The following is a 22,427-nucleotide window of genomic DNA, read 5'->3' on the forward strand; positions in this document are numbered from 1 at the left end:
ACCATTAGTTGAGAATAAAGTCAATAATTGACTGATATAGAAGTTACTGATTTTATTCTCAATAAGCTCAACTATTTTTAGGAACAGCTATTTACTGGATACTATGCTAGTCAAAGGTTTTAGAGTTTAAAGTTCATCGAACTCACGTTAAATTAAGGCTTTAATTCAACTTAGAGTTTCAAAATAAGCGAACGCCGAGTAGTGAGGTACAGAAAAAAATAATTAACCGCAGATGGACGCAGATAAACGCGGATGAATTTGTATTCTACCCAAGTGAAAATCGCTATAGCAACTAAACAAAGCGGTCGAACGGCTCAAATCAGCGGCGGCAAGTGACCTTGAACTCGGCACTAGCAGCTTTCGTCCGTCCGCTGCATTTGAATTGTTAGACCGCGCTAGGTTGGTGAGTGTATCATGATAGTGGCAAACAGTATCGTTCTGACTTTAAGTTTAAGATGGGACTGCAAATCTCGATTTCTGACTCTATTGTGCAAGCTCTTCGCTTACCTGAGCAGCGGATTGAGCAGGAATTGCGTAGGGAATTAGCCGTCGCTCTTTATACGCAAGACATTCTCTCCTTTGGGAAAGCGCGAGAACTAGCTGAGATGGACAAATACGAATTTGGACAGTTGCTCTCTCGTCGTGGTGTGGAACGGCATTATGGTTTGGCAGAATTAAATGATGACTTAAGCTATGCCCGTAGTGAGTAACACTTCACCGATACTCAATTTGGCAATTGTGGATCAGCTTGACCTCCTACATCAGCAATTTAGGGAAATTCTGATTCCTAATGCGGTATTAGATGAATTGAAAACTGATGAAGAACGACCCGGTTCTCAAGCAATTCGTGAAGCAATTGCATCGGGATGGATTCATATTCAAAAGGTGAACAACGAACCTCTTGCCCAACTATTGAGGCAAACACTAGATCGAGGGGAAGCTGAGGCGATCGCTCTTGCAATTGAGCTTAATGCAGATTGGACGCTCCTAGACGAACGTGAAGGTAGAAAAGTCGCCAAATCTTTAGGGTTAAAGGTAACAGGAATTTTGGGAGTTTTGCTGCGGGCTAAACAGGCAGACGAAATCGAATCACTACAGCCTGTTATTGACGATTTGATAAATAAAGCTGGATTTCGGATCGCACCAGAGTTATTAGCTCAAATTTTGCCTTAGTAGAACAATTCTAGTACAGCAGACTGCTGAAATTTGCCATAAAGTAACCGCTGTACTAGAACCATTAAGCATCGGTTTACAACATGACAGCGATCGCTACAATAGCTCCAACAGTCGCTTGTCCCTCTTCAGAACCCAACCATCGTAAAAACTGATCTCCTCTTGCGCCTACCCTACTTAACCAAGTTGGGTTATGACGGTGGATGATAGTGTATCCTCTAACCCGTTGCATAATGTCAGCAGGTACAGTTGCACTCCAGTTATCGTTCCTATTACATCTACCGATGGTGCAACCATCAACGCCGTAAGATTGTGTGTTGGAAGCCCAAATTGGCTGTCTGTTTCCGTCAAGAAACACAATACCTACGGCTCCAGTGAAACCAGCTAACCTAACTCCAGTGCGCGTATTTGTGACGGCTGTAAGCCTTCCATCGTTAGTGAGGGTAAAGGCTGTGCCCATTCGACCATTTGCAACAGCATCATCACGATTGCCCGTAAGCGGAAATTTCACTCCAACACACAGAAAATTATCGCTCCAAGCATGAGGATCAGCATCTTCATGAATTCGAGTGCATCCTTCGCGTGGGGTTCCTGCTTGCGTCCAGCTTAAGGCAAATGAAGCGTTTGCAGGCGCACACAAAAAGTTGTCACCCCAAGGAGCAGGATCAGCGTCCTCATGAACTCGTGTACAACTCATTCCACTAATTGCACCTGCTTGTAACCAGCGTAGCCCCAAATTTTCATTGGAACATAGGAAATTATCACTCCAAGCATGGGGATCAGCATCTTCATGAATGCGGACGCAGGTCATACCGGAAATAGCACCTGCTTGTGACCATCTAAAACTGGGTAAAGCTTGTGACTCTTCTGCACAAATTCCTAAAAGTACACAGCTATCGGCGAACACAGAGAATCCTGAACCTATCTTTCTCATATTTAATTCACTCAACTATTGAAACCAGCAACAACTAGACCTGCCTTGCAAATGACTTTGCAAATGCACATCTATTGCACCCCACCGACAAGTTTTGACTGCGCCCTGACAGATACCTCAGTGGTCTAACGGTTGCGGTCAGCGGTTGCTAATACCTTTGAACTCAGCACCAGTGGCTGTCAACCGTCCGCCTGCATTTGAATTGTTGGGCGGCTCGTTACCCACCTACCATTTCTAGATTACAATTCACGTCGCATCACAAGTTCGCCGTTCTCTTCTTTTCCGGTGTAAACAAAGCCCATCTTCTCGTAGAACGGTCCGGGACCACCTTCTGCTGGAACACAACTTGTTTCGACCGCATTCGCTCTAGGGCGCGTCTTGACGTGTGCAAAGAACAACTCCAGCGCCTTTCGCCCGTACCCACGCCCCTGGTATTGCTCACCAATCATAAAGCGCCACAGAAAGTACTCTTGCTGAGCTACGTCATCTTCCAACATCAAAAACCCAACTGGCACATCACCAGCATAGATTGCGCGGAACCAAGCAACCTCTGGATTAAAATGCGCTTCTACAATGGACATGGCGTTGGAGGTCACGAACTGTTCTTGGTACGGAGCTACTTTTAAGCGGACGATATCACGCCAGTTTTCCTTAGTTATCTCGCGCAGCGTTACTTCGAGTCCAAACTTGGACATACAGAGTATTCTCCCTAAACTATGCCTGTCAAGAATAATTTCTCACTCAGTAACACAAGGGATACCACAACTGCCGCCCAACGTTCCGGTTGAGCGGACGCAGACGGGTTTTGCGACCTCACCTACAGCAATTCATTGTTCCGCTGCAACCGAATTGTTAGCTGTCTTTTTCTCAAACTTTTTGACTGCTTCGTGATATGCCTCCTCAATTAGAGGAAAAACGTTCTCAAACTTGTCTCGGCTAGGGGAAAGTATTTGTGCCCAGAACATCCAAGCGTAAATTGGATGCGGCATAAGCTCATTTAACTTTGTAAAGTCGTGACCCGTTGCAACAATACCACCCTTACCAGGGCGCGCTGGTTTCTGACCAAATAAACGAACGTAGGTTTTGGGATTAAGTCCTATAGCAACTCTAAATACACCTTCTCGATCAAGATTTGATGCTTTGTCGTTTTCGCCATTATTTTGCTTGATTGTGCAAAAATAAGCGCCATTGGGCAACACGCGACCAGGATTGTAAAACAGTGACGTTTCGCCCCAACTGGCTTTCGGGACTACACCCGAAAGTTTATTGCATATCTGTTGAGTGATTTCTTCTGGTGTCATAGCTTCTCCTGATTGCTAACGGAAAAAGTCAGCGGCGGCGAATCAACCTTAACATCCTACAGCGATCGCCCCACCCACCGTCACCACCGATCGCTCCTGTGACTGCTCAGAAAAACCGATCACCCCATCCATCGCTACCACCTATTGTTCAATGGACTCTTTGGATGAAACCGATCGCCCTCAACCACGAGTGCAAGACCTTTGTGCGGAGCCAGCTAACGGCTAAAGTGAGCGGCGGCTAGAGAACTAGAACGAAGCACGAAGTCTCTCACCGTCCGCTCCACTGCGTTGTTATACTGCCGCGATTGCTTTCCCTCTTGCGCTTGCGATCTCAGGTATTCAACCCGCTTGCCAAATTAACGATAAACCTAACCAATCTTTAACAATTGGTCACGATTTTCAACTGCCCAATCTCGAAAACGGATTGATTTTTTCCCAGTGACTCGCATTACATCATCTCTAATTATCCCAATTGATGCCATACGACCATCTGAAACTTGCTCTGCCCACTCTACGGCACTGGCAGCGTAAAGTGGTTCAGCACGAACGCTACTCTCTTGAAAATCTTTCAAAAGGTCGCTGGGTTGCTTCAATTCATGGCGGATTTGGCGATCGAGAACATCGCTTAGGATAGAGGCAACCTCTGTTGCATTCAGTGATTCGACTGATAACCAATAGTTCTGTCCTCCATGCCGTTGGGAACCTTCGCGTAACACGGTAGCTGCTACGGTTGCTAGATCCTTCAAGGCAACCCAACCAACTCGCGGTTCACCCATGTACCAAGGAAAGATATCGTTACGAATGGAGAAAGTGCCAATCATAGCCTCCATGAAAATATTGGGATGCAGATGAGTCCAAGCAATTCCACTTGCCTCAATGTAGCGCTCAATCATTTCATGCCAAGCAAAGTGAGGATCAGTCGTATCCCAATCACTGAACACCCCTTGGTGAACGATATGCTGAACTCCTGCTTTTTTCGCCGCATCCACGATTGTCTTACTCTGTACTAACATGGCGACCGTGTAGCCCGTGAGCAAATACAACCGATCAACTCCTTCTAGAGCGGCTGGAAAAGTGAGAGGATCGTCTAAATCTAGATATACCGCATCACGCCCTTCAGTACGCAGTTGTTCAACCTGATCTTTTCGACGTGAACTAATGCGAACTTGAGTTGCTCCAGGATCGCGTTCTAATTCCTGAACAATCAGCCGTCCAGTCTGTCCAGTTGCCCCAATCACTAAAACCGTTGCAGTCTCTGTTGTATTGCTCATTGTTACCTCTCGAATAGCAAGTGTTGTTTCTGTTGCGTTAATCATCGTTGTCTCCGACAAAATCAAGCTAAAGTAGATTCCGTTTTACGAAAGCGTTATCAGAGCGTTGCAAACCCTGAAGCTTTTAACTAAACAAGTCGCTCACCGCCATCAATGTGGAGAATTTCGCCATTGATAAAACCATTGCTCATCAGCAGTATTGCTACTTGCGCGACTTCTTCAGGAGTACCAATCCGTTTAACTGGAATTTTGTCAATTACCGTCTGAATCACCGTTTCGTACTGTGTCCCCAAGATGTTAGAGACTAAGGGGGTATCTGTCCAACCAGGTGCAATGGCGTTGACCCGAATCGGAGCAAGCTCTAGAGACAAGCTGCGAGTCAGAGCTTCAACGGCACTCACACCAACTGTGGTCATGGTGGTTCCAGGAGTCGGGCGATCGGCAAGTTTGCCCGACATCAAAGTAATTGATCCTGTAGACATTCGAGGAACTGCTTCTCGAATCACATATAATGCACCAAAAATACGTTCTTCTAATCCCTGGCGAAAGGCATTGGGAGCAGTCTCTAGAATGTTGCCTGTTGTTAGTCCACCGGCTGGAATGAAGACGTGATTGACTTGATGCAGTCCCGTGAAAATTTGCTTGACTGCTGCCTCATTCACAATATTTGCAATCACTGTTCGTACATTGCCAATTAGATGAAACTTGGCTTTCGAGAGTTTCTCTTCAGAACGCCCTGCAATTATGACATTTGCGCCTTGCTGAAGTGCTAATCGTGCTGTTTCAAATCCGATCCCACTGCTACCACCTACAATCACAATGTTTTGACCTTGAAGTGACATAACAACCTCCTCAGTTTTCGAGATGCCTTATGGTTGGGGTGTTGTTTGTTGTTTTGTTTCCCCATGTCTTCAAGGTAAGGGGAATCTATTATGCTGTCTAATGAATGATTAATATATCCATCATGCCTGAGAAGTATGACATAGCCATTGACCTCAATCTCTTGGTCGTTTTCGATGCAGTGATGGCTGAACTGAATGTGACGCGGGCTGCTGATAAGCTCTCAATGACTCAGCCTGCCGTCAGCAAAGCCTTGAATCGCCTGCGTCGAGCTTTTAACGATGACCTGTTTATCAAAATCCCTAGTGGTGTAAAGCCTACACCTAAGGCGATCGAAATTTGGACTCCGGTTCGCAACGGACTTGCAGATATTCGCCAAGTGACCCAGCCTATCGTTTTTGAGCCAGCAACTTCTAGTACGACTTTTACGATTGCCCTCAATGACTATATTGCAAGCTTATTTGCAGTTCCGTTAGTTCAGCGATTGTCCAAAGAAGCACCTCATATTAATCTCCGCTTCATTCCCAGTACGAATATTGATGCGCCTGATTTACTGGAACAAAGCGAAATTGATTTGGCGATCGGTGCACTCTCTGCCTCAAAACCGCGATTGCAAACCCAAACCTTATTCACCGATCACTATGTTTGCGGAATGCGAAAGGGGCATCCGCTTGCCAAACGAAAGTTAACACTAGATCAGTTTGTTCGTGCCGATCATCTACTCATCACTCTTACTGGAGAACCAACGGGGTTTGTCGATCGCATTCTACGAGAACAAGGATTACAACGTCGAATTGCGCTGACTGTGAATCAATTTGCCCTTGCGCCAGCAATTTTGGCTGATTCAAATTTAATTGCGGCGATCAACTACCGCAGTGTAAAACATAGTCCTTTTGCCAAATCGCTGCATTTAGCAGAATTACCTCTCGATCACGATCCGATTCACGTCCGTATGATGTGGCATGACCGAAAACAGAGAGACGCAGCACATGGTTGGTTGCGATTGCTGATCTCTGAAGTTTGTTCTCATCTTTAAAGTAGGCATTAGTAAATACCCCACAAGTAACCTCTGAGAACCGCCCTCACCAGTAGCTGAGGCAGTATAACTATTTATTATACGGAAACTTTCCGTATAATCTTTTTCCTAACCTTAATATGTCAAGTATTACAACGAACTTCTGTCTGAATATACGGAAAACTTCTTTTTTACATCCCTATCTGGGTACTATACCGAATTTTTCCGTATAACCACCCTTCATGGGAGGATTATATGGAATTTTTCCGTATATCCCTTGGTGTTATCAAGAATTTTTCCGTATAACATCCTTATTTAGAGTATTAAACGGAATTTTTCTGAATAACACATCCTATGGAGCAACGCCCTAAGAGGATGTTTGAACAGGTGCAAGATGTTATCAGGCTTAAGCACTATTCTTATCAAATAGAGAAAACCTATATCTACTGGATTAGACGCTATATCCTTTTTCATAATAAGCGCCATCCTAAAGATATGGGAAGTAAGGAGATTGAAGAATTTTTAACACATCTTGCTGTCAATGAAAATGTGGCTGCGTCAACGCAGAACCAAGCACTTCATGCTGTTCTTTTTCTCTATAACGAGGTCTTAAAACAAGATTTAGATTTAAAAGTAGATGCGGTACGTGCAAAGAAATCTAAATATTTACCAACAGTTTTAACAAAGGATGAAGTTTTCACAATTATTCAAAAGTTATCTGGAGTACATCAATTTTTAATTAAATTACTTTACGGTACGGGTTTAAGGTTAAACGAAGGTTTGAGCTTGCGCGTTAAAGATGTTGATTTTGCTCAACAACAAATTATTGTTCGTGATACAAAGGGAAATGAAAGTCGGGTGACGATGTTACCTGAAAGTATCGCTGAAGAGTTAAAAATTCATTTGCAAAGTGTAAAAATTTTACATCAACAAGATTTACAGAAAGGTTATGGTTCGGTTTATTTACCTTTCGCATTAGAAAGAAAATATCCGAGAGCAAAGTATGATTGGATTTGGCAGTTTGTTTTTCCTTCTGGTAGCATTTCTAAAGATCCACGCAGTGGAGAAGTTCGTCGTCATCATTTGCACGAGAGTAGTTTACAGAAAGCGTTAAAACAAGGGGTTCGCCAAGCGGGTATTCAAAAAAAGGTGGGTTGTCATACGTTTCGTCACAGTTTTGCTACCCATTTATTACAAAACGGCTACGACATCCGCACGGTACAGGAATTATTGGGACACAAGGATGTCAAAACGACGATGATTTATACCCATGTTCTTAACCGGGGTGGTAAGGCTGTTCGTAGTCCGCTTGATTAGAACTACAGGCATATACCTTAACCAGCAGTCAATGAGACTGCTGAAAGAAAAGATTGGGATATCTGTGATTAAATTTTTTTACTTCTGCTTGAGCAGCAGTTAGGTTGTCCCATAATTCCATTTCTCCATAATCACCTTTCATCATTCATTGCTTCTTGTCTAGAATTTGGATGATTGAAAAAACTCGTTCGTTTGTAATTATGGGTTCTTTTGAACCCAAAGATATACCTACTTGTTGAGTTTTGGAATATGTCTTTAGGTATACTTTTTTGACTAACTCAGAAAAAAATGAACGAACCGGGAGTTAATTAGTATTAGTAGGCAATTTTTAGAGTTTAATTTATGCTAAAAATTAATAAGTTAAATAAATCTTACAAAAATATAAAAGTTCTACAAAACTTGACTTTACACATTGATTCAGGCGAAATTTATGGTTTACTAGGGGCAAATGGAGCGGGAAAGACGACAACAATCAATATTATTTGTAATTTACTTAAGGCTGATAGTGGTAATGTTCAAATCAACGATCAACCAGTTTCCGCAGCCAGCAAAAAAATAATTGGCATTGCACCTCAAGAAAACTTGCTCTATAAAACATTAACTTGTGAAGAAAATCTCAAATTTTTTGCTGATATTTATGGTTTAGATCGAGAAACACGCCAAAAACAAGTACAAAAAACTCTAGCGGCTGTCAATTTATTAGCAAGAGCAAAAAGTCCAGTAGAAAACCTCAGTGGTGGAATGCGACGGCGGTTGAATATTGCAGTGGCTTTAGTCCATCAGCCGAAGTTAGTAATTTTAGATGAGCCAACAACAGGATTAGATATTGAAGCGCGATACGAAATTTGGGAGTTAATTCGGGAACTCAAAAATCAAGGCATAACAATTTTGCTGACAACTCATTTGTTAGATGAAGCAGAGCGTTTATGCCAGAGAATTGGCATTCTTAAAAATGGGCGAATTTTGGCTGAGGGTAGTTTAGCAGAGTTACGCAATTTGATTCCAGCCCAAGAAATTGTAGTAGTACAAACTGCACAAGAAAATGAAGCGATCGCACGAGCTAAAATTTATGGTTTCACCCATAGATATTATGGTAACGATCTAGCATTTTGGCTCCCAGAAACTTTGGAATTAAAGGAAATTATTTCGCGCTTTGAAGGCATAGCAATTGATTCTATTGCTCGTCAACCTGTACGGTTGGAGCATATTTATATGGAAGTAACGTAATTGATTCGTAATTCGTAATTGTTTTTTTGTAAGGGTTACAAATATTTGTTATGGGTAGTTTATTTTTGTGGTGCTGTACTAAGTGAAAACAGTGCTAAGCAATTAATACAAATGAACTAACAAAAAATTGAGTTCTTCTCTCCACCGAAGCATACAGATTGTGGCATAATAAGCCGATCGCACACCCTAGCTAGCTATCCATCGTGCAAGATACCGACTCCATGAATGACATTGCTGCTGCTTTACAACAGCCAGCAGATCTTACCTTTGAACTACCCGATCCAGAAGATGAACAGATTCTGGAGTCAGATTTTCAACAACAGCTAGATGTAGCTTGGCAAGTATGCGATCGCTTTGATCTGCAAACTGAAATTTGGCGAGGACGCATTTTACGAGCAATCCGCGACAGAGAAAAAATTGGTGGTGACGGAAGGGGTGCAGGCTTTCTGAAATGGCTCAAAGAACGAGAAATCAGCAAAAGTCAAGCTTACGCCTGGATTCAACTAGCTAACAGCGCTGATACCCTCTTAGAAGAAGGCAAACTTGACCCCAGCGCAGTCAATAACTTTAGCAAACGGGCATTTATTGAAACTTCCAAAGCAGTTCCAGAAGTCCAACAAATGGTGAGTGAATCCGCCCAAAAAGGCGATCGCATTACTAGGCGCGAAGTGCGTCAACTTACCGATGAATGGACTGCTATGTCCTCAGATTTGCTACCTGAACCAGTTAAACTCAAAGCAGCAGATAATACTCTACCCCCGCGCTACATTGCTCCTCTAGTTAAGGAAATGGAAAAGCTGCCAGAATCACATCAAAAATTTATTCAACAAGAAATTGCAGCTAACCCCGATGTTGATACCCTCAAACAAGTAACTACAGAAGCACGTCAATTAGCAAAATATCTGAAATCTGCGGCTCAAGTTCAAGCATTAACCCAAGAAGATGTAGATATCGAAACAGCCTTAGAAGAAGCTCAAAGAATCGGCTGTTTAAGCGTAGCCGCTGACTTAGTAAATCAAGCATCCCAAATCGAACAAACGATCGCAAAATTATATATGACTTGGAAACGCATCGGCAACTTAGCAGATCGGCTATATGTAGATACTGGTGCAAGTACACCCAACTTGCGATCGCTCCTCACTTGCATAGAACCTCTTGGAGGTGAAGTTATGGAACTACAACTAAGTGGTGCGACTGAACACACCATCCGCCTGCAAATTCAAGAAACCAATTAATATAGCAGGGAAGAATGACTGATGACTGATGACTGTTAACCGTCAACAGTCAACAGTTAACGACCATCAAGAGTGTTTATATACTTTAGACGTGCATCAGCTTAAATATTCACACCGACCTACTTAAGTGGCAACTGCTATAAATTACTCTCTCCAGTTTCCCACTAATTTTTAATCCCAGTAGCGGCAATCCCTCGGATAAACTGACGCTGACCGATGAGGAATAGTACCATTACTGGCACAGTTGCAATTGTCACCGCAGCCATCATCAAAGGCCAATTATTGGTAAATTGCTCTTGAAACTCTGCCAACGCCAGTTGTACTGTTCTCAATTCTGGTCGTGTTGTAAATACCAAAGGTTTAAATAAATCGTTCCATTCGGCAATAAAGGTGAACAAAAACAGCGTTACCAAAGCTGGACGCGCTAAAGGTAACATCACCCGCCACAAAATTTGCAGTCGGTTTGCTCCATCTATAGTTGCAGCTTCTTCTAACTCGACAGGAATTGTCTGGAAATACTGACGTAACAAGAAAATACCAAAGCCATTAACAGCAGTTGGTAAAATTAGCGCCCAGTAAGTATTTATTAGGTGTCCCCACTTCAATACCAAAAAAATAGGTATCACTAATAACTGAAAGGGAATCACCAAAGTTGCTAGTACAACCAATAGTAATGCTTGTCTACCGCGAAATTTCAGTCTTGCGAGGGCGTAACCTGCCAATGCCGAAGTGACCATTTGAAAAGCCGTCACAGCGATCGCCACTAAGGTAGAATTAGCAAACGCCAGCAAAAATTTGCCTCGCTCCCATGCATTGCGATAATTAGCTAAAGACCAATTATTTTTGGGAAAAAGTTCGACATTCGCTCCTGGAGGTGCAAAAGAGGTGAGAAAGACCACAAACAGCGGTAGTAAAACAATCAATGCCCCCAGCAGTAGCACTCCTAGGCTCAAAAAATTGGCTGATTTTAGATTCCAGTTTAATTTGGACATTAGTTGAATTTCAGGGCATTTGTTCTTCTGGTACTAGAGCATCGCCCCCAGCAACAGCTAATCTATAACATAGGAACTAGTTAAGTTAAATTAAATCACAGTAATTGTTACCCTAAATTCATAGGGTAAATAAAGTTCTGGTATCAAATGATTCAGGTTTACAGGAGTAACGATTCTATGCAGCAGCTTGCAGCCGAATTTGAAATTGATTTTAACAGCGAAAAGTACAAAGATGCATATAGCCGTATAAATGCGATCGTAATTGAAGGGGAACAAGAAGCCCATGAAAATTACATTACACTGGCCCAACTGCTGCCCAAAAGTCAAGAAGAATTGATTCGCTTATCCAAAATGGAAAGTCGCCACAAAAAAGGTTTTGAAGCTTGTGGGCGCAATCTTCAGGTAACACCGGACATGGAATTTGCTAAGAAGTTTTTCTTGGGACTGCATGAAAACTTCCAAAACGCAGCGGCAGAAGGTAAGGTTGTCACTTGTCTACTCATCCAATCTTTGATTATTGAATGTTTTGCTATAGCAGCATACAACATTTATATTCCCGTTGCCGATGATTTTGCTCGTAAAATTACTGAGGGAGTTGTCAAAGACGAGTATAGCCACCTTAACTTTGGAGAAGTTTGGTTAAAAGAACATTTTACCGAATCTAAAGCAGAATTAGAAGCTGCAAATCGCCAAAATCTACCCATTGTTTGGAAAATGCTCAACGAAGTAGCAGACGATGCCCAAGTTTTGGCAATGGAAAAAGAAGCTTTGGTGGAAGACTTCATGATTCAGTACGGTGAAGCATTAAGTAATATTGGCTTCACGACCAGAGACATCATGCGCTTGTCAGCCTACGGACTCACAGGTGCGTAGAAAAGCATAAAGGGTAAAGGATGAAGGATGAAAAATTTCTGACTTCACCCTTCTCCTATCAAAGACACTAAGCGAACATACTTCACACTTCATCTTTCAGGATGAATCTGACACTTTGTATAGTATTTTTAAGAGTTAGGTATTATCTCTTACCCACTTATTCACGCTACGCGGGTCAGTTGTCAACAGTCAGTTGTCAGTTGGTTTTGATCTAGTTTAATACCCCAACCCAAAAGTGGATGGTCTTAAAACATCTTTACTACTGACTACTAACTACTAACCACTGACAAAACTCCATACCCTTGTGGCGGAGTTTTTATTCCACGCTTTTGACAAAGCATACGCCTAATACATCACTACATGTTTGGTCTAATTGGACATCTGACTAGTTTAGAACACGCTCAATCGGTAGCTAAAGAATTGGGATACCCAGAATATGCCGATCAAGGGCTAGATTTTTGGTGCAGCGCCCCGCCGCAAATTGTCGATAACATCACTGTTACCAGTGTTACGGGGCAGACAATTGAAGGACGGTATGTAGAATCTTGCTTTTTACCTGAAATGTTGGCCAATCGCCGCATCAAGGCAGCAACCCGCAAAATCCTCAACGCCATGGCCCATGCTCAGAAGCATGGCATCAATATCACTGCTCTAGGCGGGTTTTCCTCAATTATTTTTGAAAATTTTAAATTAGAGCAATTTAACCAAGTTCGCAACATCAAACTGGAGTTTGAACGCTTCACCACAGGCAATACCCATACTGCCTACATTATTTGTCAACAGGTGGAACAAGCATCAAAACAAATAGGAATTGATTTAAAAAGCGCGACAGTCGCTGTATGTGGAGCAACTGGAGATATTGGTAGTGCAGTCACACGCTGGCTAGATGCCAAAACAGATGTCAAAGAACTCTTGCTAATAGCCCGTAACCATGAACGTCTCAACGAGTTACAGGCTGAACTGGGACGCGGAAAAATTATGGCTTTGGATGAGGCTCTACCCCAAGCTGATATTGTTGTTTGGGTTGCCAGTATGCCCAAAGGAATGGAAATCGACCCCCTTGTTTTGCAGAAGCCTTGTCTACTAATTGATGGTGGCTATCCTAAAAACTTAGCTACAAAAATTCAGCATCCCGACATATATGTGTTAAACGGTGGAATTGTAGAACATTCTCTGGATATTGACTGGAAAATTATGAAAATAGTCAATATGGATGTGCCAGCACGCCAATTGTTTGCTTGTTTTGCCGAATCAATGCTGCTGGAATTTGAGAAGTTATACACGAACTTTTCTTGGGGGCGCAATCAGATTACCGTAGACAAAATGGAGCAGATTGGTCAAGCATCAGTAAAGCACGGATTTAGACCATTGCTGGTTTAGTAACTGGGGACTGGGGACTAGGATATAATTTCCATTGCCCCCAATTCTTCAATCTATAATCCTTAGTTCTTAACCACTGAACTGATGTTCAACCCCTAACTCCTAATAGTTCTAATCTTTTATTCCCAATGCCCAGTCCCCAGTATCCAACCTCTTATTCCCAGTACCTAATCCCCAACCCCTAACTATGGCAACTACCGAGCGCAAACCGCTACTGTTGGATTTTGAAAAACCCCTAGCAGAACTCGCAACCCGGATTGATCAGATTCGGCAACTTGCAGAAGAAAATGGCGTTGATGTATCTGGTCAAATTCGTCAACTAGAAGCACGCGCCATGCAACTGCGTGAGGAAATTTTCAGTAGTTTATCGCCATTTCAGCGATTGCAAGTGGCTCGTCATCCCCGTCGCCCTAGCACTCTCGATTACATCCAAGCAATTAGTGATGAATGGATGGAGTTACATGGCGATCGCTGCGGCGGTGATGATCCGGCTTTAGTTGGTGGTGTGGGTCGCGTAGGCGGTCAACCCGTGGTCATGTTAGGTCAACAAAAAGGCCGTGACACCAAAGATAATATTGCCCGTAACTTCGGTATGGCAGCCCCAGGAGGCTATCGTAAAGCCCTGCGATTGATGGAACACGCCAACAAGTTTGGGATGCCGATTTTAACTTTTATTGATACCCCTGGTGCTTTGCCGACAGTAACAGCAGAACATCAAGGTCAAGGAGAAGCGATCGCCTATAATTTGCGCGAAATGTTTTGCCTAGATGTACCCATCATCTGCACAGTTATTGGTGAAGCCAGTTCTGGTGGAGCGCTGGGTATTGGTATCGGCGATCGCCTGTTAATGTTTGAACACGCCGTTTATACCGTTATTAGCCCTGAAGGCTGTGCTGCCATCTTGTGGAAAGATGCTGCCAAGGCTCCCCAAGCAGCAGTAGCCCTAAAAATTATTTCCGCCGATCTAAAAAACCTGGGTATTATAGACCAAATATTGCCTGAACCCATTGGTGGCGCTCACTCCGACCCCCTAAAAGCCGCTACGATTCTCAAGCAAGCGCTGTTAGATAATTTGGATGAACTTAACCGATTTACATCTCAAGAACGCCGTCAACTACGCTATGACAAATTCCGCAAAATAGGCGTTTTCACAGAAGTTGCCCATTAACAACGCTAGAAGATAATTGATTAACTTAATAGCAATGCTATAATTGCCTATGTGCTTAAAGATTTTTAACAATCTTCTCAGCCATAGGCATTTGAATTGAGACAAGTCAACTCAACCTTATGAGTTGACTATGTAGTATTTTAGTAATCAATTTTGAGTACATGAATTAATCGTACCAGGTGAACATACGTCGTGTTCACCAGGAAAACTATTGACGGGAAAAACACCTAATATTGACGGAAAACTATAGCAGTCATCAACAAACAATCATCGGAATTTAAGGTTAGTTTAATCTATCCCCTCCGAAGGATGTTGATAATTGGCTTGCAAGGAGCTTTCGGAACAGCCAAAAAATTGGGAGAGAGCATGAGTGTCGATTGGAAACGACGCGCCCTGATTACCGGGGCGAGTAGTGGAATTGGGAAAGCAACGGCTTTGGCATTTGCCAAAGCCGGGATAAATGTCGCCTTAGTGAGTCGATCTTTAGATAAGCTGGAGGCGGTTGCAGAAGCCGCAAGGCACACTGGGGTAGAAGCAACAGCCTACGCTGTAGATCTAGCTAATGTATCTCAAGTAGAAAAAAAGATACAAGCGATCGCCCTAGATTTTGGGGACATAGACATTTTGGTAAATAGTGCTGGCATAGCATATACAGCCGCTTTAAATCAAACACCCTTAGAAGACTGGCTGCAAGTAATTAACTTAAATCTCACCAGTGTATTTCAGTGCATTATGGGTATTTTGCCCGGAATGCGCGATCGGGGCACAGGCACAATTATCAACATTGCCTCTATTGCTGCCAAACAACCATTTCCCAGTTGGGGAGCATACAGCGTCAGTAAAGCTGGTCTAGTAGCTCTTTCTCAAACCTTGGCACAAGAAGAACGTGCCCACGGCATTCGTGTCACGGCTATTAGTCCAGGAGCTGTGAATACCGAACTGTGGGATACAGAAACGGTCAATGTTAATCTCGACCGTTCCAAAATGCTAACTCCAGAAATTGTAGCTGAATCCATTCTCCACACTGTTTTACTACCACCACAGGCAGTAATCGATGAATTAACTTTAATGCCTAGTGCTGGCGCTCTTTAATTAATTAGTTAGTTTTTTGTCCTTGTTTTTTGTTTGTAACAAATGACCAACGACAAATGACCAATGACCAAACCTTAACCAAAACTTACATCATGACTATTGCTAGTTCCAACGGTTCCAATCGCTTTCAATCTCCTCTAATTTCCGACTTGGCAGAAGCCATCAACACCAGACCCGATCGCAACACCCATGATGGACGGGAGCCAGATTTGCATACACCTTCAGAGGAACACACAGAGCAAATGATGGCAGCCGTGAGGACATTACTAGTAGGCGTTGGAGAAGACCCCGAACGTGAAGGATTGCTCAAAACACCAAAGCGTGTAGCAGAAGCAATGCAGTTTCTTACCAGTGGCTACAATCAATCTTTAGACGAACTCGTAAATGGTGCCATCTTTGATGAAGGACATAACGAGATGGTACTAGTTCGAGATATTAACTTTTTTAGTCTCTGCGAACACCACATGCTACCTTTCATGGGTAGAGCGCACGTTGCTTACATCCCTAACCAGAAAGTTGTGGGACTTAGTAAACTTGCTCGTATTGTCGAGATGTATTCTCGCCGCTTGCAAGTCCAAGAAAGGCTAACCCGCCAAATAGCCGAAGCAATTCAGACAATTCTGGAACCCCAAGGTGTTGCAGTTGTTATGGAAGCTTCCCATATGTGCATGGTGATGCGGGGTGTTCAGAAACCCGGATCTTGGACAGTCACCAGTGCAATGGTTGGTGTATTCCAAGACGAGCAGAAAACCCGTGAAGAGTTTTTTAACTTGATTCGTCACCAACCAGCATTCTTTTAGGGAATGGGGCATGGGGAAGAAGGGTAAAGGGAAAAGGGTAAGGGGGAAAGGGTTTGTTTCTTCATCCTTTAATTTTTTCCTAAGATTATTGTTCATCCCCTGACTCCCCTGCTTCTCCGTCTCCTTACTCCCTGCTTGCCAATTTCTGAAACAGCAGCGTTACTTTATCTAAGTCTTTATCTCCGGGTTTAAGTTCTACGCCGCTAGATAAATCTATACCGTTGGGGTTGACTTGACTTAAGGCTGTCAAAACATTATCTGGTGTTAGTCCTCCAGCCAGCAACCAAGGGCAACTGGGGCAGAATTGTTGTAACATTTGCCAATCTAAAGTTTGACCAGTACCGCCCAACTGTTGGGGATGATAGGCATCCAGTAGTAAAGTATCTACGTATTCAGTATAACTATTCGCTTGTTCTAGAGCCTCAAGACTGCTAATTCGCAGGGCTTTCAGAATTTCTACTTGGGGTAGAGATTGGCGCAATTGGTAGCAAAATTCGGGAGATTCATCACCGTGTAATTGCACACCAGTTAAACCAGAATTAATGACTATTTGACTGATTTCAGAAATGCCACTATTGGCAAATACACCGATTTTGTCAATATTTTCTGGTAGTTGGGCTACTGCTGCCTTAATTTGCAGTGTGGTGACGTATCGAGGTGAAGTAGGCACACAAATAAATCCTAGTGCCGTTGCGCCAAGAGTTGCGATCGCAACAGACTGCTGTGGTTGAGTGATTCCGCAAATTTTTACTCGCATGGAAATTCAATATATTAGGAACTGAAAAAAAGATCAAATTTTTGCTAATAATTTTCGGTTGTCTGCTGAGTAACTTTATAATTTTGGAGGTTTACATTAATTTTGCCATCAAGGAGATACAAACTTGATTTCATCAACCTTACTAGCAGTCCAAGCCACTGTTCCTCCAACTCCCGCATGGAATCCCACAGTAGCAATCATTATTAGCATTAGTTGCTTAGTAATAGTTCTGCTTTCTACCAGAATTGAGCGTCCTCTAGTTGGGCCCAAGTTCCCTGTCCTACCAATTAGCGTTCCTACATTCGTTGCTGCGATGGCTTTTGGTCATATTATCGGCGTTGGTATCGTTTTAGGACTGACTAATATTGGTCGTCTGTAAATTTGGGATGCAAAAGACGTTGTTAAATTTAGCGTCTCTATGAATCCAAAACTCTAACAACCAATTCGGGTTCTTTCTCTGGCAATAAAACTCTCAGAGTTAGTGCAGTTCTCTTGTGTAATCGCTTGAACTGAACACAGAGGTATTACTTTCCCTTCAAGGGAGAATTCCATGAGTTCATCAGCAGAGTATTTATGCAGAGTATTTATATAGTTGAGAACTGACCGCTAAATCAGTTTGTTTATGCAGGAGAAAGAACCATAACTTCATTGTGTCAACAAAATACAGCATATTTCATCTGGATGAGGTACATTAATTTCGCCTCTAGCCTCTAGCCCCTTTCTTCGTAAAAGGTGTACTACACTCAACCAAGAAACGCTGTATATCTTTCAACCCATATTTACTGATTGTGCAATCGAGAACGTATTTCTAAATCTCTGGATCGATTAAGCGGGTAGTAGGACGGCTTTGATACAAATCTTGAACGACTTGTACAGCAGAGACTACAGCTACAATCGTGATGACTGCAATGGGTAAGAATCCTTTGCCAAAGATAGCGATCGCCAATAGCACAACTGCACCCACAAGTCTATACTGAGAACGAATTTTGCAATAGCGGATTACTCCAGTACGGTGAAGGATACTTATAGCCAGCAAGCACAAAGCAACAGAACCACAGATCAGCCATCGTTGGGGGTCGGGTAGTGCTAGTTTTGATTGACTTAACAAGACTTGTTCTACTCCAATCCCAGTAGCAGCAATCCCAATCACTAGCGGTAGATGGGTGTAAAGCCACAGATTGGCAATAGCTAATCTTCCCTCTTGTCGTGCTGTCTTAATTGGTGTGCCACCTAAATTATCAAAATATATCCACCAAAAGCTAAAAGCTATAATTAGACCAAACATGGCGGAAATCACTGTTAAAATATCCCATTTCTGCTCAGAGACACCATTCACTACCCCAATAATCGCTTCACCCAAAACAATTATGGTAAACAGCCCGAAACGTTCTGGTAAGTGGGAAGCGTGAGGAAGTAGTTTTATTTGAAACTTACGTCCTGTTAGGGGTGTGGCAAAGTCTATGATAACTCCCAATGTCCAGAGCGCAAATCGCCAAGGAATAGGTACAAAAGCTGATATCAGCCAGAAAAACGCCGCAATCGCAAAACCCATAGCATAGTGATTAGTCAAAGGTCGCGCCGAGGGGATGTGTATTCCTGCACGCACATATTCAGCTACAAGTACCGCACGACCAAGAGCATAAGCAAGGGCAAAACCTGGGGAACTTTCACCTAGACCGTGATGGATATTAATAGCCATTGCTGCTGCTGTCAGCATTTGTAGACCTACAAATAGCCTACGTAACACATCATCGCTATCAAAACGGTTGGCGTAGAATGTAGCACCAATCCATGACCACCAAACTGGTATAAAAAGAACTACAAAACCAAAAAACCCTGAAAACGAAATATCCTCTTTAAGATTATGGGCTAATTGAGAGATTGCAACCACAAATACCAAATCATAAAAAAGTTCAAGCCAAGTGGCGCGTCGTTCTTCTTCGCTATCTTCACCAATACGTAATCTTGGTGGTTGGAGGAAATTGGTCATACTGGTAGTTATTACTGTAGCAATGCGGTTTTATTTTTGAAAAGGATTATGGAATAATCCCATGAAATATTAAAACTCAGATGAAATGATAATAAACCAGCATGTACAAACAGCAGAAGAACCACAATAATTTGAAGACTTGCAGGTTTAGTTGAAACATGAGTATTGTGAACAGACTGATTGTGGTGTAGCAGTTATCCTCATAGCATCAATGGAAATTCTCACACTGTTACCCATTCTTTAGAAACCCATGACACCTCAAGAATTTTTAGAAAATTTGGCAACAGCTGAAACAGACCCCGAAAAACTAGTAGTTTTTGCGCGATATCTGGATACAACCGCGATGGACAATGCAACATCCCCAAAATGGAGAAGCATTTCTTACAGTGGAGAAATTCAGCTAGCGCTCAATAATCTTGCCTTTCATTTAGAAGCGCTTGCCGAAGCAGGAAATTAATTACTAAAGTAAAATTGGGGCCAACAATGCCGGATATACTAATTTGTCAAGCTAGTTTTAAGGGTTTGTAATGCTCTTTTGTCATCCTCGCTAATTAAAAATCGCAGCGAACTTTTAAACCTGATATAAGACGCAGATTTAAACCCTTATTTTCTCAGACAATGTTGTTAATCATTATTGTTGGTCAATATCTTTATTTCACAAGCAGTTTGGCTTGATTTTATGCCTAAAGTGATTAAGGGAAGTTATTTAACAGTATTTATAACTACTTTGCTTTAGCAAAGCTGTAGCTTAAAACACGAAAATTTACAAATAATATGGCACTTTCACAAAATTATGACAGTCAACTTTTTTGAAATAGTTGAAATTTGACAACTTTTTTATGAAAAATCTGGTACCAATCATTGGTTTTGGCGGAATTTTGTGCCCTCTATTTGTTACAGCACCCATAATCGCATTTGCTGAAATCCAAAAACCAAAACTGCCAACAACTCCACCAAATACTTTGCTTAGTGTAGAAATTCAAAAGGGCAATTGTCCAAAAACAATAGGTGTTTGGACAAATTTTCGTTACTACGAAGGTGGTGGGGAACATACTGTAATTGCCGACACTTACCCAATTGCAGGTGTTACCAAGTTGAAATCAGCAGGTAAAAAATTTGTAGAATATACAGCGCCTTTAAAACAAACTTATACTTCCTGTGTTGGTCGAGCTATTCATAAAGAGCTGCCATATCGTCTGTCGTTCCAAAACGGTCAGGTTTTGTTCCGCGTAGATTTACCCAAGGATACTCCTAGCAACCCTTCTGAATTTAGCACTCGTGCCATATTAGGTTCTCGACCTTATGTGAAGTGGGCGATCGCAGACTAGCACCTTTTTTTCAAAATATTTCTCTAGCTAGCCAATTTGGTTGTTCAAAAATCAAATCGAACTCCTAGAGATAACTACTAGTGTCCCTACTGATGCCCAATTAAATAACCATTTAGCATGATCTGGTGCGATATTGACGCAGCCGTGGCTGACTGGAGTACCAAATCTTCGATGCCAGTAGGCACCATGAATACCATAATTGCCTTGGTAAAATATCGCATAAGGAACGTTGGGAACATCATAATCTCTTCCCCGCATCCGGGTAGATTTGTGCTTCGATTGAATTTTAAATTTCCCAATGCGAGTGGGTGTGGATTTTTTGCCTGAGGAAATCAAGATGGCATATACAGGTTTTCCACCTTCCCAAGCTATTAATCGTTGTTTTGAAAGATTAATTTGAATCCAACGTTGATCAGATTTTTGTAATGTTTCAACAGTTTGTTTAATCTTCTGGTTGCTTGAATCTGCCCAAACTTCAGATGTTCCACCTCCCATTACACTCAAGGACAGTGCTGTACCAGCAAGTAAGATTTTTAAGTGACGCACCCAGTCAGAATAAATCAGACTTTTCATAGTAAATACACTCAAATGACGTTGAGATTTAAAGTTTTATTTGTAGCCTATTGCTGTTATAACTATGTGTTTTAAATAATTACATCCCCAATTATGCTAGTTGCTCGATCAATTTACTTACTTGTTGAGCGATCGCTTGCCAATTTTCCTCAGCTACCAAATGTTTGGGAAATAATTGACCACTCAACCCCACAGCTACTGCTCCTGCTTGTAAAAGTTCTTTAGCGTTTTCTAGAGTAACGCCGCCAGTGGGGATTAAAGGAATATGACCTAGTGGGCCTTGTAAACTTTTAATATAGTCAGCACCACCCACCGCTGACACAGGAAAGACCTTCACACAACTTGCACCATAAGTCCAAGCAGTAACTATTTCTGTAGGAGTTAATGCTCCTGGTATAATTGGCACATCTTTTGCTACCGCTGCTTGAATCATTATCGGTTCAACGTGGGGTGTGAAGAGGAACTGTGCCCCACAAGCGATCGCATCTTGCAATTGTTGGACATTGAATAATGTACCAGTACCAATAATACAGTTAGGTAATTGCGAACGTAGTTGACTAATTAATTCTGGGGCGCGATCGCTATTCCAGGTAATCTCAATTAACGGCATTCCTCCAGATGCTACCGCCATTGCCATTTTTTGGGCTAATTTCATTTCTGAGGCGCGGATGACTGCGATCGCTCGGTATTGTTGCAGATGTGATAACCAAGCTTGTTTAGACATTATTGAATGTAAATAGGAACAAATATTGGCTGAAATCTTCACTACAAGCTTCTCATAGAAAGCTTTGCTCTGATTGCCTTTCAGTTCATCGTATCATTTTAGATAAATATCATCTTTAGTAATATTTTTACTTTATATATTAACTAAGACTTTATTAATTTATCAACTATACAAAACTCATAAAATCTAATTTTATTATCAAGCATTTAACAGTTATTTTAATTCAAGTAATAAGAATGATTTTGTCTTGGATCGCATTAATAGTGCATTTTTACCATATTTTGCCTAGATAGTAGCTAAATTGTTCAACTTAAATAAAAGTAAATCTACTAACTGATAACTAAGTTCTGTCCAATATAAATATTTTTTATTTTGATGTATCTTAACCAATTATTTTGTTTAAGTTATCTTTTTCTTAATCTTTCAATGAAAATATT

Annotated in this window: 24 protein-coding genes; 14 read left to right on the forward strand and 10 right to left on the reverse strand. The window is 42.0% G+C overall.

The window, feature by feature from the left end:
• The first annotated feature begins 455 nt into the window (after positions 1 to 455).
• Complete coding sequence (locus tag I8751_RS10850) at positions 456 to 710, forward strand: UPF0175 family protein (protein WP_214439174.1); 255 nt, start codon at positions 456 to 458, stop codon at positions 708 to 710.
• The gene (locus I8751_RS10855; protein WP_214439175.1) at positions 694 to 1,173 is read left to right on the forward strand and encodes a DUF3368 domain-containing protein; all 480 of its coding nucleotides are present in this window, start codon (positions 694 to 696) and stop codon (positions 1,171 to 1,173) included. Before I8751_RS10850 ends, I8751_RS10855 begins: the two co-directional genes overlap by 17 nt.
• 76 nt (positions 1,174 to 1,249) lie before the next feature.
• Here I8751_RS10855 and I8751_RS10860 read toward each other — a convergent pair whose 3' ends face one another.
• From I8751_RS10860 to I8751_RS10880, 5 genes are all read right to left on the reverse strand, one after another.
• A complete protein-coding gene (locus tag I8751_RS10860; RefSeq protein ID WP_214439176.1) occupies positions 1,250 to 2,107 on the reverse strand; it encodes a hypothetical protein in 858 nt (285 codons plus the stop codon).
• 239 nt (positions 2,108 to 2,346) lie between these two features.
• On the reverse strand, positions 2,347 to 2,802 hold the full coding sequence (locus tag I8751_RS10865; protein WP_214439177.1) for a GNAT family N-acetyltransferase: 456 nt from the start codon (positions 2,800 to 2,802) through the stop codon (positions 2,347 to 2,349).
• Between the two features lie 132 nt (positions 2,803 to 2,934).
• Complete coding sequence (locus I8751_RS10870; RefSeq protein ID WP_214439178.1) at positions 2,935 to 3,408, reverse strand: DUF6194 family protein; 474 nt, start codon at positions 3,406 to 3,408, stop codon at positions 2,935 to 2,937.
• A 368-nt stretch (positions 3,409 to 3,776) separates the two neighbouring features.
• Positions 3,777 to 4,724, reverse strand: a complete 948-nt coding sequence (locus tag I8751_RS10875) for an NmrA family NAD(P)-binding protein (protein ID WP_214439179.1) — start codon at positions 4,722 to 4,724, stop codon at positions 3,777 to 3,779.
• An 83-nt stretch (positions 4,725 to 4,807) separates the two neighbouring features.
• On the reverse strand, positions 4,808 to 5,521 hold the full coding sequence (locus tag I8751_RS10880; protein ID WP_214439180.1) for an SDR family oxidoreductase: 714 nt from the start codon (positions 5,519 to 5,521) through the stop codon (positions 4,808 to 4,810).
• A 104-nt stretch (positions 5,522 to 5,625) separates the two neighbouring features.
• Between I8751_RS10880 and I8751_RS10885 the strand changes: the two genes are divergently transcribed.
• The 4 genes from I8751_RS10885 (at position 5,626) to I8751_RS10905 (ending at position 10,313) form a co-directional block, all read left to right on the forward strand.
• Complete coding sequence (locus tag I8751_RS10885) at positions 5,626 to 6,555, forward strand: LysR family transcriptional regulator (protein WP_214439181.1); 930 nt, start codon at positions 5,626 to 5,628, stop codon at positions 6,553 to 6,555.
• Between the two features lie 333 nt (positions 6,556 to 6,888).
• Positions 6,889 to 7,851, forward strand: coding sequence for an integron integrase (locus tag I8751_RS10890; protein ID WP_214439182.1), 963 nt, complete (start codon positions 6,889 to 6,891; stop codon positions 7,849 to 7,851).
• Between the two features lie 342 nt (positions 7,852 to 8,193).
• Complete coding sequence (locus I8751_RS10900) at positions 8,194 to 9,078, forward strand: ABC transporter ATP-binding protein (RefSeq protein ID WP_214439183.1); 885 nt, start codon at positions 8,194 to 8,196, stop codon at positions 9,076 to 9,078.
• 203 nt (positions 9,079 to 9,281) lie between these two features.
• Positions 9,282 to 10,313, forward strand: coding sequence for a hypothetical protein (locus tag I8751_RS10905; RefSeq protein ID WP_214439184.1), 1,032 nt, complete (start codon positions 9,282 to 9,284; stop codon positions 10,311 to 10,313).
• 164 nt (positions 10,314 to 10,477) lie between these two features.
• On the opposite strand, the gene I8751_RS10910 is transcribed toward I8751_RS10905, so the two are convergent.
• Positions 10,478 to 11,305 carry a carbohydrate ABC transporter permease gene (locus I8751_RS10910; protein ID WP_214439185.1) on the reverse strand — a complete coding sequence of 276 codons (828 nt, stop codon included), beginning with the start codon at positions 11,303 to 11,305 and terminating at the stop codon, positions 10,478 to 10,480.
• Between the two features lie 177 nt (positions 11,306 to 11,482).
• Here I8751_RS10910 and I8751_RS10915 point away from each other — a divergent pair, with 177 nt between their 5' ends.
• The 5 genes from I8751_RS10915 to folE all read left to right on the forward strand — a co-directional run bounded on the left by I8751_RS10915 (position 11,483) and on the right by folE (position 16,618).
• Entirely contained in the window at positions 11,483 to 12,178 is a 696-nt protein-coding gene (locus I8751_RS10915) for an aldehyde oxygenase (deformylating) (RefSeq protein ID WP_214439186.1), read from the forward strand.
• A gap of 360 nt (positions 12,179 to 12,538) precedes the next feature.
• Positions 12,539 to 13,558, forward strand: a complete 1,020-nt coding sequence (locus I8751_RS10920) for a long-chain acyl-[acyl-carrier-protein] reductase (RefSeq protein ID WP_214439187.1) — start codon at positions 12,539 to 12,541, stop codon at positions 13,556 to 13,558.
• 187 nt (positions 13,559 to 13,745) lie between these two features.
• Complete coding sequence (locus I8751_RS10925) at positions 13,746 to 14,726, forward strand: acetyl-CoA carboxylase carboxyltransferase subunit alpha (RefSeq protein WP_214439188.1); 981 nt, start codon at positions 13,746 to 13,748, stop codon at positions 14,724 to 14,726.
• A gap of 366 nt (positions 14,727 to 15,092) precedes the next feature.
• Positions 15,093 to 15,818 carry an SDR family oxidoreductase gene (locus I8751_RS10930; RefSeq protein ID WP_214439189.1) on the forward strand — a complete coding sequence of 242 codons (726 nt, stop codon included), beginning with the start codon at positions 15,093 to 15,095 and terminating at the stop codon, positions 15,816 to 15,818.
• Between the two features lie 92 nt (positions 15,819 to 15,910).
• Entirely contained in the window at positions 15,911 to 16,618 is a 708-nt protein-coding gene (gene folE / locus I8751_RS10935; protein WP_214439221.1) for a GTP cyclohydrolase I FolE, read from the forward strand.
• A gap of 124 nt (positions 16,619 to 16,742) precedes the next feature.
• Here folE and I8751_RS10940 read toward each other — a convergent pair whose 3' ends face one another.
• On the reverse strand, positions 16,743 to 17,375 hold the full coding sequence (locus tag I8751_RS10940) for a phosphoribosylanthranilate isomerase (RefSeq protein WP_214439190.1): 633 nt from the start codon (positions 17,373 to 17,375) through the stop codon (positions 16,743 to 16,745).
• Positions 17,376 to 17,502: 127 nt separating this feature from the next.
• Between I8751_RS10940 and psaK the strand changes: the two genes are divergently transcribed.
• Positions 17,503 to 17,754, forward strand: coding sequence for a photosystem I reaction center subunit PsaK (gene psaK / locus I8751_RS10945; protein ID WP_214439222.1), 252 nt, complete (start codon positions 17,503 to 17,505; stop codon positions 17,752 to 17,754).
• A gap of 429 nt (positions 17,755 to 18,183) precedes the next feature.
• Here the strand turns inward: psaK and I8751_RS10950 are convergent, their stop codons facing one another.
• Positions 18,184 to 19,365, reverse strand: a complete 1,182-nt coding sequence (locus tag I8751_RS10950) for a low temperature requirement protein A (RefSeq protein WP_214439191.1) — start codon at positions 19,363 to 19,365, stop codon at positions 18,184 to 18,186.
• A 250-nt stretch (positions 19,366 to 19,615) separates the two neighbouring features.
• On the opposite strand from I8751_RS10950, the gene I8751_RS10955 reads away from it, so the two are divergent.
• Positions 19,616 to 19,822, forward strand: coding sequence for a hypothetical protein (locus I8751_RS10955; RefSeq protein ID WP_214439192.1), 207 nt, complete (start codon positions 19,616 to 19,618; stop codon positions 19,820 to 19,822).
• A 382-nt stretch (positions 19,823 to 20,204) separates the two neighbouring features.
• On the forward strand, positions 20,205 to 20,693 hold the full coding sequence (locus I8751_RS10960; RefSeq protein ID WP_214439193.1) for a hypothetical protein: 489 nt from the start codon (positions 20,205 to 20,207) through the stop codon (positions 20,691 to 20,693).
• Positions 20,694 to 20,744: 51 nt separating this feature from the next.
• Here the strand turns inward: I8751_RS10960 and I8751_RS10965 are convergent, their stop codons facing one another.
• Both I8751_RS10965 and I8751_RS10970 read right to left on the reverse strand, forming a co-directional pair.
• The gene (locus tag I8751_RS10965; RefSeq protein ID WP_214439194.1) at positions 20,745 to 21,266 is read right to left on the reverse strand and encodes a L,D-transpeptidase; all 522 of its coding nucleotides are present in this window, start codon (positions 21,264 to 21,266) and stop codon (positions 20,745 to 20,747) included.
• A gap of 91 nt (positions 21,267 to 21,357) precedes the next feature.
• Positions 21,358 to 21,990: a bifunctional 4-hydroxy-2-oxoglutarate aldolase/2-dehydro-3-deoxy-phosphogluconate aldolase gene (locus I8751_RS10970; RefSeq protein ID WP_214439195.1), complete on the reverse strand. Its 633-nt coding sequence runs from the start codon at positions 21,988 to 21,990 to the stop codon at positions 21,358 to 21,360.
• Between the last annotated feature and the right edge of the window lie 437 nt (positions 21,991 to 22,427).

The organism is Atlanticothrix silvestris CENA357 (assembly GCF_016056295.1).
Lineage (GTDB): Bacteria > Cyanobacteriota > Cyanobacteriia > Cyanobacteriales > Nostocaceae > Atlanticothrix > Atlanticothrix silvestris.